Consider the following 19825-nt stretch of genomic DNA (forward strand, 5'->3'; position numbering starts at 1 on the left):
AAGCTGAGGCAGAACGTAAGGCTGCTGAAGAGGCTGAGAAAACTAAAGTCGAAGCAGAACGTAAGGCTGCTGAAAAAGCTAAAGCAGAAGCTGAACGTAAAGCAGCCGAAGCTGCTGCTGCAACCCAACAAATTGACGGCTATTACAGCAAAATTTCCCAATCAGGAATGGAAGGCGACGATATTTCCCATATCGGCGACATCAATATTCTTGAGGTGGACGGACAAAAAATTTCGCTGTTGCCTGAAACTGAGCCTCAAAGGGCTGAAGTATTCGGTAATGTGAACGAAAAATCTGTCCTGGTTGCCGCCACTCATCTGAAATACGGCCGCTACGGTTTTTATGGCTTGAAAAATGGAGATACTGACATCCATACATCGTATATGTTTTACCAAGGCGTTATTACTCCGGAAGCAGCGATGCCTCAAGAAGGTCAGGCTTTTTACCGCGGTTATGCGCTTTACAGCGATGTCGGACAAGCCAATACGTTCGGCAACTCCATCTTTATGGTGGACTTTAGCCGCAAATCCCTCTCCGGTGCGGTTTATTCCGAAAACGGTGAATTTGATGAAGTGAATCTGGAAGGTCAAATCGTCGGCAACCGCTTCTTCCATGTGGATGAGAAAGAACAAAAAATCATGTCGGGTATGTTCCTCGGCCCCCAAGCAGAAGAGCTTACCGGCCGATTCGATCATCTTCTGGAATCTAAAAACGGTACGTTTGGTGCCGCCGCTCTGAAAGAATGATTTTTACCGTATCATCAGCTCAAAAGGTCGTCTGAAAACTTGGAAATCAGGTTTTCAGACGACCTTTTTCCGTTCCCGACCGAGAAGCAGCCCATAAAATGCTACAATACCGCTTTGATTTTTTGCCCGCATCATCATGAAAAAAGCCCCCAAATCCTTTGAAGAAGCCCTCGCCCGCCTCGAAACCCTGACCCAGTCCATGCAAAGCAGCGAAATGCCGCTGGAAGACGCTCTGGCAGCCTATCAGGAAGGCAACGAGCTGGTCAGATACTGCCAAACCAAGTTGGCGGAAGTCGAACAAAAGCTGCAAGTATTGGATGCGGGCGAACTGAAGGAGCTGAACCTTGAACCCGGCGAATGAATTGAAAGCCTGGCAGCAAAAAGCCCAAGCGCAGACCGAATTGCTGCTGGAGCGTTTCCTGCCGTCTGAAAACCAAGTGCCGCACACGCTGCACGAAGCCATGCGTTACGTTACCCTCGGCGGCGGCAAACGGCTGCGCCCGCTCTTGGTGCTCGCCGCATCCGAATTGAGCGATGCCGACCAAAACGCCGTCGAGCAAGCCATGGCGGCGATTGAAATGGTGCACGTCTATTCCTTGGTTCACGATGATATGCCCGCAATGGACAACGACAGCCTGCGGCGCGGCAAACCGACCTGCCATGTGAAATACGACGAAGCCACCGCCCTTTTGGTCGGCGACGCGCTGCAAACCCAAGCCTTCGACGTATTGAGCCGCCCGACCGGACTACCCGCCGAACGCCAAATCGCCATGTTGTCCACGCTCGCCAAAGCATCCGGCAGCCTCGGCATGGCAGGCGGACAAGCCATCGACCTTGCCAACGTCGGCAAAGCCATGAATCAGGCGCAGTTGGAGCAGATGCACAGCCTCAAAACCGGCGCTCTCATCCGCGCTGCCGTCGTATTGGGCGCGCTTGCCTGCCCCGATTTGGATTCAGACGACGTCCGCACCTTAGATAGCTACGCCGCCAAACTCGGCTTGGCATTCCAAGTCATCGACGACGTGTTGGACTGCGAAGCCGATACCGCCACCTTGGGCAAAACCGCCGGCAAAGACAGCGACAACGACAAACCCACCTACGTCAAACTGATGGGCCTGCAAGCCGCCCGCGCCTACGCCGAAACCCTGACCGCCGAAGCCGCCGCCCTGCTCGAACCCTTCGGCGCAAAAGCCCTGCATCTGCGGCTGCTGGCGGAATTTGTTACTGCGCGGAAAAATTAAACGCTTTAAATCATTTTTCTTTTTATACCGTTAAGACACCAAAGGTCGTCTGAAAAATCAGTTCCAAGATTTTCAGACGACCTTTTTGTATAGGGATGGTGTTTATAGTGGATTAAATTTAAATCAGAGCAAGGCGAGGCAACGCCGTACCGGTTTAAAGTTAAATCCACTATAGAATGAATCATGCTTTTATTCAACGGGATAAACTGGGATTAAAATGTGGATAAGTTGTGCGCAAACAGTGGATTTTACAGGGTATTTTAACCGCCCTTCTGCACCCGCAAGCATCCGTTTTTAAAACCGAAATTTGTCGCTGAGATTCCCATAAAAGAGTTGGGAATGAAGACAAATGCCACGCCGCAAATTGAAAGGTTCAAATAAAAAGGTCGTCTGAAAACCCAAAACTTATGGTTTTCAGACGACCTTTTCGATGATTCAGACAAATCAAATATCGTAAGTGGTCGATGCCGTATCGCCACCTTTGCCTGTCCAATTGGTGTGGAAAAATTCGCCGCGCGGTTTGTCGGTGCGCTCGTAGGTGTGCGCGCCGAAATAGTCGCGTTGGGCTTGCAGCAGGTTGGCGGGCAGGCGTTCGGTGGTGTAGCCGTCGAGGAAGGTAATCGCGGAAGCCATGCAGGGCATGGGGATGCCGCATTCGATGGCTTTGGCGACCACTTTGCGCCATGCGGGCAGGCAGTTTTCCAATACGCCTTTGAAATAAGGATCAGAACCTAAGAACACCAAATCGGGATTGGCTTCGTATGCGTCGCGGATGTTGCCCAAGAACGCGCTGCGGATGATGCAGCCTTCGCGCCACAGAAGGGCGGTGTTGCCGTAGTTCAATGCCCAATCGTTGTTTTCGCTGGCTTCGCGGATGAGCATGAAGCCTTGTGCGTAGGAGATGATTTTGGATGCCAACAGGGCTTGGCGCAGGGCTTCGACCCATGCGGCTTTGTCGCCTTCGACGGGGGTAACGGTTTTGCCGAACAAGCTGCCGGTTTGAACGCGTTGGTCTTTGAACGCGGACACGCAGCGGGCGAACACGGCTTCGGAAATCAGCGTCAGCGGGATGCCCAAATCGAGGGCGTTGATGCCGGTCCATTTGCCTGTGCCTTTTTGTCCGGCGGTATCGAGGATTTTTTCGACCAAAGGTTCGCCGTTTTCGTCTTTGTAGCCCAAAATCGCGGCGGTGATTTCAATCAGGTAGGAATCCAGCTCGGTTTGGTTCCATTCGCTGAAAATGCGGTGCATTTCGTCGTAGCTCAGACCTAAGCCGTCTTTCATGAATTGGTAGGCTTCGCAAATCAACTGCATATCGCCGTATTCGATGCCATTGTGCACCATTTTGACGAAATGGCCTGCGCCGTCGCGACCGACCCAGTCGCAGCAGGGTTCGCCTTGCGGGGTTTTGGCGGCAATGGCTTGGAAGATGGGTTTGACTGCCGGCCATGCGGCTTCGTCGCCGCCGGGCATGATGGACGGACCGTGACGCGCGCCTTCTTCGCCGCCGGAAACGCCCGCGCCGATAAAGCAGATGCCTTTTGCCGCCAGCTCGTGCGTGCGGCGGGTGGAATCGGGATAGTTGGCGTTGCCGCCGTCAATAATAATGTCGCCTTGGTCCAAAAGCGGGACAAGTTGCTCGATAAAGTCGTCCACGACAGAACCTGCGCGTACCATCATCATGATTTTGCGCGGTTTTTCCAGTTTATCCACTAAATCTTGCAATGAATAGGCACCGATAATGTTGGTGCCTTTGGCTGCGCCGTTGAGAAAATCGTCTACTTTAGCAGTGGTCCGGTTGTACGCCACGACTTTGAAACCGTGATCGTTCATATTCAAAATCAAATTTTGACCCATAACGGCCAAGCCGATGACGCCGATATCGCCTTTCATTGATGGAAGCTCCATTATTAATTTAATTTATCAGCCGTAACTCTATCTGATTTACAGAGGTTTAACAATCCTTAACTATCTAATTTTTTGAAAAGATGCCTTTACGTTGCGGGCTTTGGCTGCGCGTTGGGAAACAAACTATAAATAAGATTTTAAATAATAAATAGATGATTATATTGAGTCGCGCATTTGCTTGTGTATAACTTTTATTTCTTTTTCAGTTCAATAAGTTGAATTTAGATTTTGGATGCGGATAAACTGCTGTTTGCCTTGTTTGCAGATGTGGATAATTTTGAAATCCGGTTTGGTTTTGTGTATAACTTTCCGGCTATGCACACAGCCTGCCGGTTTTATACAGGGCTCAAACGGAACTGTCCGAAGAGATAAACAGTCCAATCGGTTTTCATGTTTCAGACGACCTTTTGTGTTTTTCAACCGCAGGTCGTCTGAAAAATATCTCAACGAAAAGGGAGCAGATATGAAATTTTCCTTTAGCTTAAACCTGTTGGCAGCTTTGGTTTTGGCGGCGTGCGCGCACCAGCCGATGCAGAAATCTGATGCCGCGCCTGTGCCGACGGCTGTGGATAACCATGCGCCGGAACAAGGGACGGGGCTGACCGAGCAGAAATTGATCCGCGCCAAGCATTATATGGCGGCGTCTGCCAATCCGTTGGCGACTGAGGCGGGATACGAGGTTTTGAAACGCGGCGGCAGTGCGATAGATGCGATGATTGCCATGCAGACGACCTTGGGTCTGACCGAACCGCAGTCTTCCGGTTTGGGCGGCGGCGCGTTTTTGGTGTATTGGGACAATAAGGCGAAAAAACTGACGACGTTTGATGCCCGAGAAACGGCGCCGAAAGCGGCAACGCCGGCGCTTTTCTTGGATGAAAACGGCAAACCGATGGGCTTTATGAACGCAGTGGTCGGCGGCCGTTCGGTCGGCGTGCCGGGGATTCCGAAGCTGCTGGAAGATGTCCACAAGCGTTATGGCAAATTGCCTTGGGCAAGTCTGTTTGACAAACCGATTGCTTTGGCGGAACAAGGCTTTATGGTTTCACCGCGCATGGCGAAATCCATCGAGCAGAATCTTGAGCCTTTGAAACGCTATCCGCAAACCGCCGCGTATTTCCTGCCTGACGGCAAGCCTTTGGCAGCGGGAACGGTGTTGAAAAACCCTGAATTTGCCCGCTCCGTGCGCCTGTTGGCGGAAAAAGGCAGCGCGCCGTTTTATCAGGGCGCGCAGGCGCAGAATATTGTCCGTGCCGTTACCGGTGCTGTGGATAACCCCGGCAAAATCAGTTTGTCAGATTTGAAAAACTACCGCGTTATCGAGCGTCACCCGGTTTGCGCACCTTATCGCGAATACGAAGTTTGCGGCATGGGCGCGCCAAGTTCGGGCGCGATTGCTTTGGGCGAGATTTTGGGCGTGTTGCAAAATCAGGATATGAAGGCGTTGGGATCGGAAAATATCCACAGTTGGCGTTGGATAGGCGATGCGTCACGGATTGCGTTTGCCGACCGAGATCACTACATCGGCGATCCCGCGTTTGTCAACGTTCCGACCCGAGCCTTGATTTCGCAGGCTTATCTGAAACCGCGTGCCGAAGAAATCCGCCAAGCCGACAAGGCGTTGGAAAACATTCAGGCGGGTAAGTTCGGCAAGAAATACGCGCAGGGCATGGCGGTAGAGCTGCCGTCCACCAGCCATTTGGTGGTTGTGGATAAAGACGGCAACGTCGTGTCGATGACGACTTCAATTGAAAACGCGTTCGGCTCGGGGCTGATGGCAAACGGCTATCTGCTCAACAATGAATTGACCGATTTCGCTTTCAACCCTGTCGGCGCGGACGGTAAAACCGTTGCCAACAGCGTGGCGGGCGGCAAGCGGCCGCGTTCTTCAATGGCACCGACCATTGTGATGAAAGACGGCAAACCTTATATGGCGGTCGGTTCGCCCGGCGGCAGCCGCATCATCGGTTTCGTCGCCAAAACGCTGGTGGCGCATATCGACTGGGGCATGGATATTCAGGCGGCAATCTCTTTGCCGAATATGCTCAATCGCGGCAGCCAGTATGAAATCGAGGAAAAAACCGCTGCGGCGGACAAAGCGGCAGACTTGGAAAAACTGGGCTACAAAGTCCAAATTCGCGATTTGAATTCCGGCGTGCAAGGCATTGTAATCGGCAGAGACGGTTTGCTAGGCGGTGCCGACCCGCGTCGTGAAGGTAAAGTCATGGGCGATTGATCACTGATAAGCTTGTGGATAAAATGTGTATAAAATTTAAGAAAAAATATAATCTTTCTATTTTTCATAAGGATAGATTGGATAGTCATGTGGATAATCAAGGTTGAAATATTGGCAGAAGATGGTTTTTTTGTTTCGTTTTATAGAAAAAAACTCGTCTGAAACCTTGGTTTTAAGATTTCAGACGACCTTCTAAGTTATTCAATAAAAATGCTGTGGACGAACCATCATCCACAGCCTTTTTGTACGCTGTCTTATCTCAAGCCGCGGGCAGCTCATGGAAGGCAGACGGCAAATCTTCGTCGTCGGCGAATTCCACCCATTCGTAAGCGGTTTCATCCGCCAAAACTGCGCGCAATAAAGCGTTGTTAATGGCATGGCCGGATTTGTAGCCTTCGAATGCGCCGATAATCGGGTGTCCGACGATATACAAATCGCCGATGGCATCGAGGATTTTGTGGCGGACAAACTCGTCGGGATAACGCAAACCTTCCGGATTTAAAACGTCCATGTCGTCAATCACGATGGCGTTGTTCAAATTGCCGCCCAGTCCGAGATTGTGGGCGCGCATCATTTCTACTTCGTGCATAAAGCCGAAGGTGCGCGCGCGCGCGATTTCGTCGATGTAGGACTTGCCCGCGAAATCGATTTCAAAAGTGGGCGAGCTGCGGTTGAAAACCGGATGGTCGAATTCGATGGTCAGCGTCACTTTAAAGCCGTCATACGGCGTAAAGCGCACCCATTTGCCCGCTTCTTTGACTTCGACAGGTTTGAGGATTTTCAAAAACCGCTTTTGCGCCTTTTGATCGACAACGCCCGCATCTTGCAAAAGATAAATAAACGGCAGGCTGGAGCCGTCCATAATCGGGATTTCGGGCGCGTTTAACTCAATCAGCGCATTGTCGATGCCGTAGGCGGACAGCGCGGACATGATGTGTTCGATCGTGCCGACGCGCACGCCTTTGTCGGTTACGATAGTGGACGACAGGCGCGTATCGTTGATGAGGTAAGGCGTAAGTTTGATGGTTTCGCCCATTTCGCCGTCCAAATCGGTACGGCGGAAGGAAATCCCGCTGTTTTCAGGCGCAGGATGCAGGGTCAGTGCGACCCGTTCGCCCGAATGCAGCCCGACGCCGGTTACGCTGATGGATTTTGCCAAAGTTCGTTGCAGCATAAACCGCCTCCTTATTCAATAATTGGTTTGATGTTTGGATAATACGATAAAAAGGAAAAAATAATCCATTATTTTTAATAGTATTTGCTAATGTAGGCGTTTCAGAACCATAGATTTTTCAGACGACCCTTTGTACCGGTAAGATTATCCACAGTATGCCGTGTAATCTGAGTGGAAAAATCCGATTTTATCCACAAAAAAATTCAAACGATTACAGATTATCCGACTTTGTTCTCATAAAAAACAAAACTTGAACGCAGCCTTTAAATGAATGCAACAATTTGATTATACAATCAGTAATAAGGTTATCCACAAAGCGGGGATACACTCATCACTATCATCATTTTTTTTAAATAATTACATATTAATTTTAAAAACAACCAAAATTTATCCCCAAATATGGGGACAAACCGTACCAATCTGTATTTTCAGACGACCTATTTCACGGTTTTTTTATTTAAATCAAACATTTTAAAAGTAGCATCGTGTAATTCTAGGTAGTAGTTTTATTTCAGGCTACAATAGCCCTTATTGAAATTCATCCCTTTCCCTACTGACAGGAGTATCAAAATGAGCATCAAAGTAGCGATTAACGGTTTCGGCCGCATCGGCCGTCTGGCATTGCGTCAAATTGAAAAAGCCAAAGGCATCGAAGTCGTCGCCGTCAACGACTTGACCCCTGCCGATATGCTGCTGCACCTTTTCAAATACGACAGCACCCAAGGCCGCTTCCAAGGTACTGCCGAATTGAAAGACGATGCCATCGTGGTGAACGGCAAAGAAATCAAAGTCTTCGCCAATCCGAATCCTGAAGAATTGCCTTGGGGCGAATTGGGCGTAGACGTCGTCCTCGAATGTACCGGCTTCTTTACCAGCAAAACCAAAGCCGAAGCCCACATCCGCGCCGGTGCGCGCAAAGTCGTTATTTCCGCCCCCGGTGGCAATGACGTGAAAACCGTCGTATATGGCGTAAACCAAGACATTTTGGACGGCAGCGAAACCGTCATCTCCGCCGCTTCCTGCACCACCAACTGCCTTGCCCCGATGGCGGCAGTCCTGCAAAAAGAATTCGGCGTAGTCGAAGGCCTGATGACCACCATCCACGCCTACACCGGCGACCAAAACACCCTTGACGCGCCGCACCGCAAAGGCGATTTGCGCCGCGCCCGCGCTGCCGCGCTCAACATCGTGCCCAACAGCACCGGCGCCGCCAAAGCCATCGGTCTGGTTATCCCCGAATTGAACGGCAAACTCGACGGCTCCGCCCAACGCGTCCCCGTTGCCACCGGTTCGCTGACCGAATTGGTTTCCGTCCTCGAACGCCCCGTAACCAAAGAAGAAATCAACGCCGCGATGAAAGCTGCCGCCAACGAATCTTACGGCTACACCGAAGATCAAATCGTTTCTTCCGACGTCGTCGGCATCGAATACGGCTCGCTCTTTGACGCGACCCAAACCCGCGTAATGACCGTAGGCGACAAACAACTGGTGAAAACCGTTGCTTGGTACGACAACGAAATGTCCTACACCTGCCAACTCGTCCGCACTTTGGAATACTTCGCAGGCAAAATCTAAAAGATTTCGGATTGGGTAAACCAGTCTGTGGATAAGTAAGAGAAAAGGTCGTCTGAAAACCTAAAACATGGTTTTCAGACGACCTTTTAATTAGTGTACAAACATTTAAGCATTAGTAATTACGGGATATAAAATTAAAAATTATGAAATTGTTCTTTTTTTGGATGGTGTATATAATATAAGTAATAGTCACTAAGACTATTTTATTAATTTTTTAAAGGATTAGAAATATGAATGAAACTGAAAGATTTCAATTTGAAATTTTAAAACGATTTGCTATTACAGGTAGTATTAACTCTTTAGATAAATGGTTTCTCGAAATTAATTTTAATCATGAAAAAGCAAATCAATTATTTAATATTTTAAATGAATTTTCTAAAAAACCTGATTTTTCACATGGTGAATTTGAGCAACGTATGAACCAGGAGTTTGGCTGGGGATATCAAGCTATTAAACCATTAATTATGAGTTTGTACGAAGATGGAATGTATCCTGAAATTGTTTCCCAATTTCTCAAAGATATAGTGGATTAAATTTAAATCAGGACAAGGCGGAAGCCGCAGATACAGTACAGATAGTATGGAACCGATTCACTTGGTGCTTCAGCACCTTAGAGGTTCTCTTTGAGCTAAGGCGGGGCAACGCCGTACTGGTTTAATTTAATCCACTATATGCATAGAGTTGGAGGAAATGGTGCATTTTCAATTGAGTATGAATGTATTACAAAGGAGCTTGGAATATTGAATAGAACATAGTAATTTAGTTAGGTTATTATTCATAAGTAAGAGACAAGGTCGTCTGAAAATTTTTTCAGACGACCTTGTTTTTATTTGCAACCTACCCCCTCTCCCCTCTGGCAGGAGAGGGCTGGGGAGAAGGTAGCTCTAGGGACTGAACGACTAAACCCACAAAGCCACCCCCATCCTAACCTTCCCCCGTCCGATGGGAAAAGGGACAGATTGCCGTTGCAGCAACGTGTAGCGTGGGCTTTGCCCACGAAATAAAATGCAAGGACAACCACCCCATTCGAATGGTTAAACGGTAGGTTTCATGGGCAAAGCCCACGCTATGGATTTGGTTTATCTAAAGTGTTCATTGAATAAAATTCGCTTTGATTAAATATAGTGGATTAACTTTAAACCAGTACGGCGTTGCCTCGCCTTAGCTCAAAGAGAACGATTCTCTAAGGTGCTGAAGTACCAAGTGAATCGGTTCCGTACTATCTGTACTGTCTGCGGCTTCGTCGCCTTGTCCTGATTTAGAGTTAATCCACTATATGAAAGGTCGTCTGAAAACCCTGAGATTTGGGTTTTCAGACGACCTTTCTGCATCCTTGTTATGCGGAGTAGCCCGTCAAATCACTTCCAAAACGAAGTAATTGCGCAGCTTGTCGTACACTTTGTCGGTTACGTTGATACAACCGTTGGTCATGATGCGGTCGGATACGACATCGGAGGCGATGCGTTTCATGCGGTGTTCAGAAGGTTTGAGCGTCCAAACGCGGTGCAGGGCGAAGAGGAAGTCTTTTTCCTGCTTGAAGCCGATGACTTCGCCGCCGTAGCCGGGTTTGGAAGTCTTCATCAACTGCATGTCGAATTTGCCTTTGGGCGTGGTTTTACCGATGAGTACGGGGTGGCACTGGCCATCGTCGGCAAAGCACAGCTCGGCTTTGGCGGTGTTGACGATGACTTTTTTGCGTTGCATGTATTCTTTGGCGGCATCGGCTGCTGCAAAGCTGTTCAGCCCTGCCAGCAGCGATACGCCGAGGATGATTCTTTTAAACATGGTTTCCTATTATCTGCGGATGCGGTGGGGTGTTTCAGGCGCAACCTCACGGATGATGATTTGAGGTTCGGGCGCGGGTTGTGGGGCAACTTCTTGTACGGGCGGGCAGACGGCATCTTCTGGGAAGACGGCTTTCCAATGGAAGCTGCGGGCGTATTTGTGTTTGTCGAACAAGACTTTGTATTGGCAAGTGGTAATGCCTTCTACGTTGGAGCCGATATCGGGATTGGCGGGAACGCCGGGAGTGCGGAAGTGGAAGAGGTAGTTCCATTCGCGCACGCCGAACATACCTTCATCGTAGTGCGGACGACCGAGGATTTTGTAGATGTCGTCTTTGCTCAGACCCGGTTTCATCTGTTCGAGTTCATCGGCTGTAGGGAATGTGCCTTGGTTTTTGTTGAAGGTTACGGAGTAGGGTTTCGGAAAGACGGGGTTGTCCGTCGTTCCATCGGCTTTAACGTGGCTTTTACCGGCGCAGGCGGACAATACGGCTGCGGCAGCGAGGTAAAGGGCGGTTTTGGCGATGCGGGACGTTTTCATGGTTAATCCTTTTTAGTGGCGGCAATTTCAATCAGGCCGCCGTTGCATGGTCAAGATTCGATGTTATCCGTGCGCCGCCGTTTTCATTCTGTTGACATTTATTGTCACTTTGTAACAATTTCATACGGACATAAATGAAAGCAATGGTATATCGTCTTCAGGCAAGCGTGTGTTTGGCACGGGTAAAATCGCGTTACTGGTTGTTTCTTTTGATGTTTAATCAAATTTTGGGTGAAACGTAAATTTCTCGGTTGAATTTCATGCAAGTTTTATGCCAATTTTTTGAAGAGGTCGTCTGAAAACCATATTTCGCCGTGTAATTTGGTTTTCAGACGACCTTTTTGAATGGGAGCGGATACTAAAAATTTAAACAAGGCTTATCCCAATAACCGTCGCGCGGTTTTCCTCGATTTGAAACCTGACTTCATAATCCGCAATATTCATGACGTAAATCCGTTCGGGAATATTCTGATAGGCGGGGCGCGGGTCTTGGGCTATGCTTTGGCTGATCAGGTTTTGGGTGCTGGCAGATAAATTTTCTGCGCCGATGTTTTCAAGCCATACGACTTCAAGCTCTTCGGGTTTGCCGCTGACGAAGCCGGATGAGGCATTGGGTTTGGATTCGACAAAGGGGATGTAGGGTTTGATGTCGACAATTGGTGTGCCGTCCAGCAGGTCTGCGCCGCTACAATAGAGGCGGACGGGTTTGCCGGTTTCGATGCGTTCGAGTTTTAAGAGCGACAGTCCGAGGTGATTGGGGCGGTGGGGGCTGCGTGTGGCGAATACGCCCATTTTTTGTTTGCCGCCGAGCCGTGGCGGGCGCACCATTTGTGCCCAGCCTTCATTCAAAACACCATGAAAAATAAAACTTATCCACACATAATCGAAGTGTTCCAATCCGCGTACGCTGTCTGCGGTAAATTCGGGATTCAGTTCGATGCAGACTTCTGCGGCGGGAACCAATCCGGGCTGACGGGCGACGCCGAATTTCTGTTTGTAGGGCGAGCGGGCGGTGGCGATGGGGGCGATGGTGTAAGTCATGAGGATTGTGGACAAGTTTTTCGGAAAAACGTTATCTTATCACAGCCGGTTTTACCGCTTTTGGGCAGTAATTTGTTATAATACAGGGCATTTTAATCGCTTTGAAATGATGAAATGATTGTTTCCATTGATGTTGATGCACAAAAAACTTTTACGCCTTTGTGTCCTAAAGAGCTGCCTGTAAACGAGGGGCATTTGATTGTCGAAGAGTTGAATGCCCAAGCCGCTTTGGCGGATTTGCGCGTGATGACGAAAGATGCGCATCATGCGGCAGCGAAATGGCTTGTGGATAACCCTGTTGATATGTTAAAGCCAACAGGTTTGCCCGATGCGGATTTGACTTGGGTGGCTCATGCGATGGTCGGTACTCGCGGCTATGAATTGTTGGACGGGCTGCCTTCTGCCAAGGAATACGATTATTGCGTTTGGAAAGGCGTTGATCCTGAATTGCATCCTTACGGCGCGTGTTTTCATGATATTGAGGAAAAACTGAGCACAGGGTTGATTGAATGGCTGCGTTGTCAAAATACGGATACGGTCATTGTCGGCGGGTTGGCTACGGATTATTGTGTGAAAACAACGGTTTTGCAGTTGCTAAAAGGCGGCAATTGGCAGGTTATCGTCAATGAAGCGGCTTGTCGGGGCATTGCGCCGGATACCATCGAAACGGCATGGCAGGAAATGCGTTCTGCCGGTGCAATTATCTTAAAAAACGCTGAAGAAATTAAAAAATATATTAATAATCAATAAGTTAAAATTGTTTCACGTGAAACACACTTCTTAAATATGAAAATTTTGCTTGTCCGCTTGTCCAGTATGGGCGATTTAATTCACACTTTGCCCGCAATCGAAGATTTGGCGCGACAATGCCCTGATGTAGAACTGCATTGGTTGTGTGAAGCCGGATTTGCAGATATTGCGCGCCTGCATCCGTTCGTAAAAAAAATCCATGTGATGAAATGGCGGCAATGGCGAAAACATCTCTTTCAGGCTGAAACTTGGCGGGAAATAGGTCGTCTGAAACAGGCCTTGCGGCAGGAAGCATTTGATTTTGTATTGGACAGTCAAGGTCTGATTAAAAGCGCGTGTTTCGCCAAAATGGCAAAATCCCCTATTTATGGTTTAGATAAAAATAGCGCGCGCGAGGGATTGGCTGCGCTAACGTATGCGAAAACATACGCTGTACCGAAAGGGAAAAATGCCGTTTGGCGCAACCGTGAGCTGTTCGCCCAAGTATTTGGATATGCAATGCCGGAAACGCAGGTATTCGGTTTAACCGTTCCCGAAGCAGGTCGTCTGAAAAGTTTAGAGCAGCCGTATTATGCGGCTTTGCATGCGACCAGCCGGGACAGTAAGTTATGGCCTGTGGAAAACTGGCGGGCGTTGCTGCAAAAACTGAATGAAGAACAACAATGCAACGTTTACCTGCCGTGGGGAAATGAAACTGAAAAAACGCGTGCCGGACAAATTGCAGACGGACTGCCATTTGCCATTGTGTGCGATAAAATGAATTTATTGCAGGCGGCGTATCTGCTGAAACACGCGGTCGGAATTATCGGTGTGGATACCGGTTTGCTGCATTTGGCAAATGCTTTGGAAAAACCTGTGGTCGGTATTTATACCGATACTGATCCGATTAAAACAGGCGTTCAAGTTTCGGCTGTTGCAAAAAATTTGGGCAATATCGGGCAGATTCCGACTGCGGATTTGGTTTATCAAACGTTGATGGATTGTGTGGCTGCTGATGAAGGCTCAAAGGTCGTCTGAAACTGATATAGCGGCATGACATTTTCCAGTTTGTTGAGTACAGGAATGTATATCCTTCAGCCTGAGTAAATGCTTTAAAAATGGTATAATCGGCAATCATTATCTGAAAGATTTCTGAATGAATTCGTTTTTAAGGAAAACGGATTTGATTTTATAGAGAAGAAGGTTTGGTTTCCGCTGGATGGTGAAAGCAACGTTCTTTTTAGGAGAATTCAATGAAAGCACTGGTCGCAGTAAAGCGCGTAGTGGACTACAACGTCAAAGTTCGTGTAAAAGCCGATGGTTCGGATGTGGATATCGGCAATGTCAAAATGTCGATGAACCCGTTTGACGAAATCGCTGTGGAAGAAGCCGTCCGTTTGAAAGAAGCCGGAAAAGTAAGCGAAATCGTAGCGGTTTCTTTGGGTGAGAAAAAATGCGAAGAAACGTTGCGTACAGCTTTGGCGATGGGTGCCGACCGTGCAATTCATGTTGAAACCGATACTAAATTGGAGCCGCTGGCCGTTGCCAAGCTGCTGAAAGCCGTTGCGGACAAAGAAAATCCACAAATTTTCTTTTTGGGCAAACAAGCGATTGATGACGATGCCAACCAAGTGGCGCAAATGCTGGCTGCTTTGCTGAATGCGGCGCAAGGTACGTTCGCGTCCAAAGTACAAATTGAAGGTGACGAAGTGCAGATCGTGCGGGAAATCGATGGCGGCGAAGAAACCATCGCATTGAAACTGCCTGCTGTTATCAGCGCGGATTTGCGTTTGAACGAGCCGCGCTTTGTCAAACTCCCCAATATTATGGCGGCAAAGAAAAAACCTTTGGAAAAACTGGCGCCTGCTGATTTGGTTGCGGATATTTCACCTCGTCTGAAAACGGTGAAATTTGCCGAGCCTAAAGCGCGTCAGGCAGGCGTGAAAGTAGCAAGTGTTGCCGAATTGGTTGAAAAATTGAAAAACGAAGCCAAAGTGATTTGAGGAGACTGAAATGAGTGTATTGATTATTGCTGAACACGACAACAAACAGTTGAATCCTGCCACTTTGCATGCCGTTACCGCTGCTGCCAAACTGGGCAAAGTCGATTTATTGGTTGCCGGAAACGGCGCATCGGCCGTAGTGGAATCCGCGAAACAAGTAGTGGGTGTGGAAAAAGTTTTGGTTGCGGATGCTGCCCATTATGCCGAAGGTTTGGCTGAAGAACTGGCTCCGTTGGTTGTCAAATTGACAGCGGATTACCGCTATGTTGCAGCAACGGCAACCACATTCGGTAAAAACCTTTTGCCTCGCGTAGCGGCCTTATTAGACGTTCCGCAAATTTCTGATTTGACCGAGATTGTGGATAACACGACTTTTGTGCGCCCGATTTATGCGGGTAATGCATTTGAAACCGTGCAAGCCGATTCAGAAAAATTGGTGCTGACCTTCCGTGCAACAGCTTTTGACGCAGCGGCGGCGCAAGGTGGTCATGCTGAGGCGGTTAATGTTGAAGCGACCTCTGCTCAAAACCTGAGCCGTTTTGTGAACCGTCAGCTTTCCCGTTCCGATCGTCCTGAACTGACTCAGGCAAAAGTCATTGTTTCCGGTGGCCGTGCGTTGGGTAGTGCGGAAAAATTCAATGAAGTGCTGACACCGTTGGCAGATGTTTTAGGTGCGGCAATCGGTGCATCCCGTGCGGCAGTTGATGCCGAATATGCGCCAAATGACGTGCAAGTCGGACAAACCGGTAAAGTAGTTGCCCCGCAGCTCTATTTTGCAATCGGTATTTCAGGCGCGATTCAACACGTTGCCGGTATGCAGGACAGCAAAGTCATTGTCGCAATCAACAAAGATGCTGATGCGCCGATTTTCAATGTGGCCGATTACGGATTGGTTGGCGATTTATTTGAAATCGTCCCGCAATTAACAGAAGCATTGAAAAATTGATGTTTCACGTGAAACGTTCAGACGACCTTGTTGTTAATGAGGTCGTCTGAAAACATTTCAGCATGATTACGACTTATAAAACCATTACTTCCCCGACACAGGCTGAGTTTAAAGATAAAGGCAGCCGTTTTATCGCATTTGCCTATCCGATTCGGACATTGGCTGATGTGAAAAAATATCTCGATCCGTTAAAGGAAGAACATCATAAAGCGCGGCATTGGTGCTATGCCTATCGTCTGGGTGTGGATGGTACGCAATTCCGTGCCAACGATGATGGAGAGCCGTCAGGAAGCGCGGGTCGGCCGATTTTAGGGCAGATTGATTCGGTGGGCGTAACCGATGTTTTGGTTGTGGTCGTCCGCTATTTCGGCGGTACTTTATTAGGTGTTCCCGGTCTGATACATGCGTATAAAGAGGCAACGGCTCAAGCATTGGCAGTTGCGGAAGTAGTTGAAAAGAATATTGAAAAAACCGTTTGGCTGAAATGTGAATATCCGTTTTTGAATGAAGCGATACGCATTGCCAAACAATATCAGGCGGATATATTGGAGCAGGATTTACAGTTGGATTGTCGATTGACGGTAAGTTTGTCGTTGGCAAATTATGAGGCCTGTGTTTCGGCTTGGAAGAATACTCGGCAAATTGAATTAAATACGGAAAAGCCTTTTGAATGAAAAGGTCGTCTGAAAATGCTTTGGATGGTATTTCAGACGACCTCTTCTCTCATAAATCTTCTTGCGTATATCTGTCTAAGGCATCGACGCTGGAGCGCAAATATAGCCAGGCCAATTGATGGAATTCGCCCAGCACGTTCCATAACGCATCTTCACTCATAATGCTGTATTCGCCTTCCGTACTCAAATCCAGTTCTGCCCCGTCTTCAATAGCCCGATGGCACGCCTGATACTCGTGGGTATAAAAATTGTCCATATCGCGAATCAAAGCGACGGCATGTTTCCAACGTCGGATGTCTTCTTCCAATTGCGGTAGTAGATGACACCATTCGCGGTATTTGCTTTGGATTTCATCAATACGTTTTTGCATGGTTGCTTGTCCTTTTTTAATTTTGTGGATAAGTCAAATAGGTTGCAGAGTGGAATGAAGCGGTCTTTTGTTTGATTCCACTAAAATTTCTTTAAATGGGACAAAAGTTCCCTTGTATCGAGTTTTCGTTAAAAGTACATATTTGTCAAGGAGATGACATGAAACTGCTGGTTATCGGTAATGGCGGTCGCGAACACGCGTTGGCTTGGAAATTGGCGCAATCGCCCAAAGTGGAAACAGTATGTGTTGCGCCCGGTAATGCCGGTACGGCGATTGAACCCAAGTTGCAAAACATCGCCTTGACTGCGCATCAGGATTTGATTGAATTCTGCCGTAAAGAAAATATTGCTTTTACCGTCGTCGGACCTGAAGCGCCCTTGGCGGCGGGTATTGTGGATGATTTTCGTGCCGCAGAGCTGAAAATATTTGGTCCGACACAATATGCGGCGCAGCTGGAAAGTTCTAAAGATTTCGCCAAAGCATTTATGGCGAAATACAACATTCCAACCGCGCAATACCAAACTTTTGAAAACGCCGATGCTGCACATGATTACGTCAATCAGAAAGGTGCGCCCATCGTCATCAAAGCCGATGGTTTGGCGGCAGGTAAAGGCGTGATTGTGGCGATGACTTTGGATGAAGCGCATGCTGCGATTGACGATATGCTGCTAGGCAACAAGATGGGTAATGCCGGCGCGCGCGTTGTGATTGAAGATTTCCTGCAAGGCGAAGAAGCGAGCTTTATCGTCATGGTTGATGGCAATCATGTATTGCCTATGGCAACCAGCCAAGACCACAAGCGTCTTTTAGACGGCGATAAAGGCCCGAATACGGGCGGTATGGGCGCGTACAGCCCCGCACCTGTGGTAACGCCTGCCGTGTACGAGCGCGCGATGAACGAGATTATTTTGCCGACCGTGGCGGGTATGAAAGCGGAAGGGCATGAGTTTACCGGCTTTCTGTACGCAGGTTTGATGATTGATCAAAGCGGCGCACCCTATACGATTGAGTTTAACTGCCGTTTTGGCGATCCCGAAACCCAGCCGATTATGAGTCGTCTGAACAGTGACTTGTCGGATTTGGTCGAAGCGGCAATAGACGGCAAACTCGATGGCATAACTGCAGAATGGAACCCGCAAACTGCCGTAGGCGTGGTGCTGGCGGCGCAAAATTACCCCGAAACGCCTAAAAAAGGCGATGTTATTTCCGGTCTGGATGCTGCCAACCAAATCGGCAAAGTTTTCCATGCAGGCACAACGGCAAACGAGAAAGGTGACGTATTGACCAACGGCGGCCGCGTATTGTGCGTCGTAGGATTGGGCGACGATGTGGCTCAAGCCAAAGCCAAGGCGTATAGCGCATTGGAAAAAATCAGCTTCGACGGTATGCAATACCGTAAAGACATTGCCGATAAAGCCATCAACCGTTAATCAAAGAAACAGGTCGTCTGAAAACGTGATTGTGTTTCAGACGACCTTCCCTATCATGCAATTCCCCAGAATCCTTTCAGCTTCGACGCTTCGCAAGCTGCAATCCCATCTTAAAAAAGGCGGCTTGGTCGCCTATCCTACCGAGTCCTGCTACGGCATAGGCTGTATCCCGACCTTGCCTAAAGCGCTCAACCGACTGATTCATCTGAAAAAAAGACCGCAACATAAAGGCATGATTGTCATTGGCAACCAATTAGAGCAATTACAGCCCCTACTCAAAAGGTCGTCTGAAAACATTCAAACCATGCTCAGAAACGAATGGCCTGCGCCCAAAACCTTTCTGCTTCCTGCGGCTGCTGACGTTTTACCCGCATTGCGCGGAAAAGGACGCAGCAAACTGGCGGTCAGGGTTCCTGCCCATGCAGGTGCGCGCCGCTTGTGTCAGGCTTTGAAAACGCCTTTGGTCTCGACTTCATGCAACCGCGCAGGCAAACGCGCGTGTAAGACGGAGCGGGAAGTGAGAAGGCAGTTTGGAAGGAATGTATGGGTAGTCGGCGGTTTAATCGGCAAACAAAGGTCGCCGAGTCAGATTATTGATGGGGAAACAGGTGTCCGTTTGCGTTAGAAATCGGATGGGTGGGATGATTAGGAATTGTGGTTTGAACCGATAAACCGCTTATTTGAGAAAATGTGGATAATCCTGAATATAACTTTCCCGAAAAAACCAAAAAGGTCGTCTGAATCCCCATATTCATGGTTTTCAGACGACCTTTTGATTTGACTATCTTGTGGATAAGTATGTAGATAAGTTGAGTATCAGAGCTTGCTGCCGCATACGGCTTCGAATTGTTTTTCAGTGATCGTACCGTTCATCACGCTCATCGGGCGGATATTTGTTGCGGTGTAGCTGTGTTTGGAAATTTCTTTGCCGTGTTCGTCGAGGAGCTGCAAAGCGGTCAGGCGGTAGGTCTTGTTGGTGCAATGGATTTCCCAGTCGCCAATGGCAGTTTTGTAGGCAGGCGTGTTGACGAAACGTTCTTCTTTCATCTTCGATACGGTTTTTCTATCGCGGAAAGTGACCAAAGTACCGTTTTTCTTGATGCTGTTTTTATCAATCGCCACTTTGATATTGCCGTCGGAAATCGTGCCGATGTTGTCCCAGTTGCCGCTGACGCCGCCGCTTGTGGTCGTAGTCGTTTGACAGGCGCTCAGGAGCAGGGCTGCCGATAAAGTCGAAATAAGGGAAAAGTGTTTGATGTTCATAAGTTTCGGTTGCTTAGGATAAATTATTAGACTGCCGTATTATGCGCGAAGACGGCGGGGCAGTAAATCGGCTTTGCAAAGTCTTAAAACCGCCAAAAAATGAAAAGGTCGTCTGAAAGCAGGTTTTCTAGTCGATTGACTTGAAACCAGTATGCCTCCTCGTCTGA

The 19825-nt window shown here is 48.5% G+C and carries 20 protein-coding genes; 13 read left to right on the forward strand and 7 right to left on the reverse strand.

Annotated features, from left to right (window positions below; translation table 11 throughout):
- The 3 genes from HMPREF3050_RS06595 to HMPREF3050_RS06605 all read left to right on the forward strand — a co-directional run.
- Nucleotides 1-746: transferrin-binding protein-like solute binding protein (locus tag HMPREF3050_RS06595; RefSeq protein WP_246830241.1), on the forward strand; the 746-nt coding region annotated here is incomplete at its 5' end.
- A gap of 136 nt (nt 747-882) precedes the next feature.
- A complete protein-coding gene (locus HMPREF3050_RS06600) occupies nt 883-1107 on the forward strand; it encodes an exodeoxyribonuclease VII small subunit (RefSeq protein WP_003755792.1) in 225 nt (74 codons plus the stop codon).
- The gene (locus HMPREF3050_RS06605) at nt 1091-1987 is read left to right on the forward strand and encodes a polyprenyl synthetase family protein (RefSeq protein ID WP_070774193.1); all 897 of its coding nucleotides are present in this window, start codon (nt 1091-1093) and stop codon (nt 1985-1987) included. Before HMPREF3050_RS06600 ends, HMPREF3050_RS06605 begins: the two co-directional genes overlap by 17 nt.
- Before the next feature lie 444 nt (nt 1988-2431).
- Here the strand turns inward: HMPREF3050_RS06605 and gnd are convergent, their stop codons facing one another.
- Nucleotides 2432-3880 carry a decarboxylating NADP(+)-dependent phosphogluconate dehydrogenase gene (gnd, locus tag HMPREF3050_RS06610; protein ID WP_070774194.1) on the reverse strand — a complete coding sequence of 483 codons (1449 nt, stop codon included), beginning with the start codon at nt 3878-3880 and terminating at the stop codon, nt 2432-2434.
- A gap of 478 nt (nt 3881-4358) precedes the next feature.
- On the opposite strand from gnd, the gene ggt reads away from it, so the two are divergent.
- Nucleotides 4359-6128: a gamma-glutamyltransferase gene (ggt, locus tag HMPREF3050_RS06615; protein WP_070774195.1), complete on the forward strand. Its 1770-nt coding sequence runs from the start codon at nt 4359-4361 to the stop codon at nt 6126-6128.
- Nucleotides 6129-6387: 259 nt separating this feature from the next.
- Here the strand turns inward: ggt and lpxC are convergent, their stop codons facing one another.
- On the reverse strand, nt 6388-7302 hold the full coding sequence (lpxC, locus tag HMPREF3050_RS06620) for a UDP-3-O-acyl-N-acetylglucosamine deacetylase (protein ID WP_049230484.1): 915 nt from the start codon (nt 7300-7302) through the stop codon (nt 6388-6390).
- A gap of 570 nt (nt 7303-7872) precedes the next feature.
- On the opposite strand from lpxC, the gene gap reads away from it, so the two are divergent.
- Both gap and HMPREF3050_RS06630 read left to right on the forward strand, forming a co-directional pair.
- Nucleotides 7873-8877 (forward strand): type I glyceraldehyde-3-phosphate dehydrogenase, encoded by a 1005-nt coding sequence (gene gap, locus HMPREF3050_RS06625; RefSeq protein WP_003766473.1) that lies wholly within the window; start codon nt 7873-7875, stop codon nt 8875-8877.
- 230 nt (nt 8878-9107) lie between these two features.
- Entirely contained in the window at nt 9108-9410 is a 303-nt protein-coding gene (locus HMPREF3050_RS06630; protein WP_070774196.1) for a hypothetical protein, read from the forward strand.
- A gap of 820 nt (nt 9411-10230) precedes the next feature.
- Here HMPREF3050_RS06630 and HMPREF3050_RS06635 read toward each other — a convergent pair.
- From HMPREF3050_RS06635 to tsaA, 3 genes are all read right to left on the reverse strand, one after another.
- A complete protein-coding gene (locus HMPREF3050_RS06635) occupies nt 10231-10662 on the reverse strand; it encodes a hypothetical protein (protein WP_003755816.1) in 432 nt (143 codons plus the stop codon).
- 9 nt (nt 10663-10671) lie between these two features.
- The gene (bamE, locus tag HMPREF3050_RS06640; protein ID WP_003755818.1) at nt 10672-11202 is read right to left on the reverse strand and encodes an outer membrane protein assembly factor BamE; all 531 of its coding nucleotides are present in this window, start codon (nt 11200-11202) and stop codon (nt 10672-10674) included.
- 366 nt (nt 11203-11568) lie between these two features.
- Nucleotides 11569-12243, reverse strand: coding sequence for a tRNA (N6-threonylcarbamoyladenosine(37)-N6)-methyltransferase TrmO (tsaA, locus tag HMPREF3050_RS06645; protein ID WP_070774197.1), 675 nt, complete (start codon nt 12241-12243; stop codon nt 11569-11571).
- A 114-nt stretch (nt 12244-12357) separates the two neighbouring features.
- Between tsaA and HMPREF3050_RS06650 the strand changes: the two genes are divergently transcribed.
- The 5 genes from HMPREF3050_RS06650 (at nt 12358) to HMPREF3050_RS06670 (ending at nt 16595) form a co-directional block, all read left to right on the forward strand.
- The gene (locus HMPREF3050_RS06650) at nt 12358-12993 is read left to right on the forward strand and encodes a nicotinamidase (protein ID WP_045072689.1); all 636 of its coding nucleotides are present in this window, start codon (nt 12358-12360) and stop codon (nt 12991-12993) included.
- Nucleotides 12994-13029: 36 nt separating this feature from the next.
- On the forward strand, nt 13030-14010 hold the full coding sequence (gene waaC / locus HMPREF3050_RS06655; protein WP_070774198.1) for a lipopolysaccharide heptosyltransferase I: 981 nt from the start codon (nt 13030-13032) through the stop codon (nt 14008-14010).
- Between the two features lie 215 nt (nt 14011-14225).
- Nucleotides 14226-14975 (forward strand): electron transfer flavoprotein subunit beta/FixA family protein, encoded by a 750-nt coding sequence (locus HMPREF3050_RS06660; protein WP_021438408.1) that lies wholly within the window; start codon nt 14226-14228, stop codon nt 14973-14975.
- A 10-nt stretch (nt 14976-14985) separates the two neighbouring features.
- Nucleotides 14986-15921, forward strand: coding sequence for an electron transfer flavoprotein subunit alpha/FixB family protein (locus HMPREF3050_RS06665; RefSeq protein ID WP_070774199.1), 936 nt, complete (start codon nt 14986-14988; stop codon nt 15919-15921).
- A 62-nt stretch (nt 15922-15983) separates the two neighbouring features.
- Complete coding sequence (locus HMPREF3050_RS06670; protein ID WP_070774200.1) at nt 15984-16595, forward strand: IMPACT family protein; 612 nt, start codon at nt 15984-15986, stop codon at nt 16593-16595.
- A 49-nt stretch (nt 16596-16644) separates the two neighbouring features.
- Here the strand turns inward: HMPREF3050_RS06670 and HMPREF3050_RS06675 are convergent, their stop codons facing one another.
- Complete coding sequence (locus tag HMPREF3050_RS06675; RefSeq protein ID WP_070774201.1) at nt 16645-16965, reverse strand: DUF4298 domain-containing protein; 321 nt, start codon at nt 16963-16965, stop codon at nt 16645-16647.
- 158 nt (nt 16966-17123) lie between these two features.
- Here HMPREF3050_RS06675 and purD point away from each other — a divergent pair, with 158 nt between their 5' ends.
- Together purD and HMPREF3050_RS06685 are read left to right on the forward strand one after the other, a co-directional pair.
- Nucleotides 17124-18395, forward strand: a complete 1272-nt coding sequence (purD, locus tag HMPREF3050_RS06680; protein WP_070774202.1) for a phosphoribosylamine--glycine ligase — start codon at nt 17124-17126, stop codon at nt 18393-18395.
- 55 nt (nt 18396-18450) lie between these two features.
- Nucleotides 18451-19020 carry an L-threonylcarbamoyladenylate synthase gene (locus HMPREF3050_RS06685; RefSeq protein WP_070774203.1) on the forward strand — a complete coding sequence of 190 codons (570 nt, stop codon included), beginning with the start codon at nt 18451-18453 and terminating at the stop codon, nt 19018-19020.
- 191 nt (nt 19021-19211) lie between these two features.
- Here the strand turns inward: HMPREF3050_RS06685 and HMPREF3050_RS06690 are convergent, their stop codons facing one another.
- Nucleotides 19212-19658, reverse strand: coding sequence for a surface-adhesin E family protein (locus HMPREF3050_RS06690; RefSeq protein WP_003755842.1), 447 nt, complete (start codon nt 19656-19658; stop codon nt 19212-19214).
- Nucleotides 19659-19825: the final 167 nt, after the last annotated feature.

Source organism: Neisseria sp. HMSC065D04 (genome assembly GCF_001815675.1).
Classification (GTDB): Bacteria; Pseudomonadota; Gammaproteobacteria; order Burkholderiales; family Neisseriaceae; genus Neisseria.

Bases quoted from the DNA above. Each gene is read 5' to 3' on its own strand.
- HMPREF3050_RS06600 (WP_003755792.1), top strand. From the start codon at position 883: ATGAAAAAAGCCCCCAAATCCTTTGAAGAAGCCCTCGCCCGCCTCGAA.
- gnd (WP_070774194.1), bottom strand. From the start codon at position 3,880: ATGAAAGGCGATATCGGCGTCATCGGCTTGGCCGTTATGGGTCAAAAT.
- ggt (WP_070774195.1), top strand. From the start codon at position 4,359: ATGAAATTTTCCTTTAGCTTAAACCTGTTGGCAGCTTTGGTTTTGGCG.
- lpxC (WP_049230484.1), bottom strand. From the start codon at position 7,302: ATGCTGCAACGAACTTTGGCAAAATCCATCAGCGTAACCGGCGTCGGG.
- gap (WP_003766473.1), top strand. From the start codon at position 7,873: ATGAGCATCAAAGTAGCGATTAACGGTTTCGGCCGCATCGGCCGTCTG.
- HMPREF3050_RS06630 (WP_070774196.1), top strand. From the start codon at position 9,108: ATGAATGAAACTGAAAGATTTCAATTTGAAATTTTAAAACGATTTGCT.
- HMPREF3050_RS06635 (WP_003755816.1), bottom strand. From the start codon at position 10,662: ATGTTTAAAAGAATCATCCTCGGCGTATCGCTGCTGGCAGGGCTGAAC.
- bamE (WP_003755818.1), bottom strand. From the start codon at position 11,202: ATGAAAACGTCCCGCATCGCCAAAACCGCCCTTTACCTCGCTGCCGCA.
- tsaA (WP_070774197.1), bottom strand. From the start codon at position 12,243: ATGACTTACACCATCGCCCCCATCGCCACCGCCCGCTCGCCCTACAAA.
- HMPREF3050_RS06650 (WP_045072689.1), top strand. From the start codon at position 12,358: ATGATTGTTTCCATTGATGTTGATGCACAAAAAACTTTTACGCCTTTG.
- waaC (WP_070774198.1), top strand. From the start codon at position 13,030: ATGAAAATTTTGCTTGTCCGCTTGTCCAGTATGGGCGATTTAATTCAC.
- HMPREF3050_RS06660 (WP_021438408.1), top strand. From the start codon at position 14,226: ATGAAAGCACTGGTCGCAGTAAAGCGCGTAGTGGACTACAACGTCAAA.
- HMPREF3050_RS06665 (WP_070774199.1), top strand. From the start codon at position 14,986: ATGAGTGTATTGATTATTGCTGAACACGACAACAAACAGTTGAATCCT.
- HMPREF3050_RS06670 (WP_070774200.1), top strand. From the start codon at position 15,984: ATGATTACGACTTATAAAACCATTACTTCCCCGACACAGGCTGAGTTT.
- HMPREF3050_RS06675 (WP_070774201.1), bottom strand. From the start codon at position 16,965: ATGCAAAAACGTATTGATGAAATCCAAAGCAAATACCGCGAATGGTGT.
- purD (WP_070774202.1), top strand. From the start codon at position 17,124: ATGAAACTGCTGGTTATCGGTAATGGCGGTCGCGAACACGCGTTGGCT.
- HMPREF3050_RS06685 (WP_070774203.1), top strand. From the start codon at position 18,451: ATGCAATTCCCCAGAATCCTTTCAGCTTCGACGCTTCGCAAGCTGCAA.
- HMPREF3050_RS06690 (WP_003755842.1), bottom strand. From the start codon at position 19,658: ATGAACATCAAACACTTTTCCCTTATTTCGACTTTATCGGCAGCCCTG.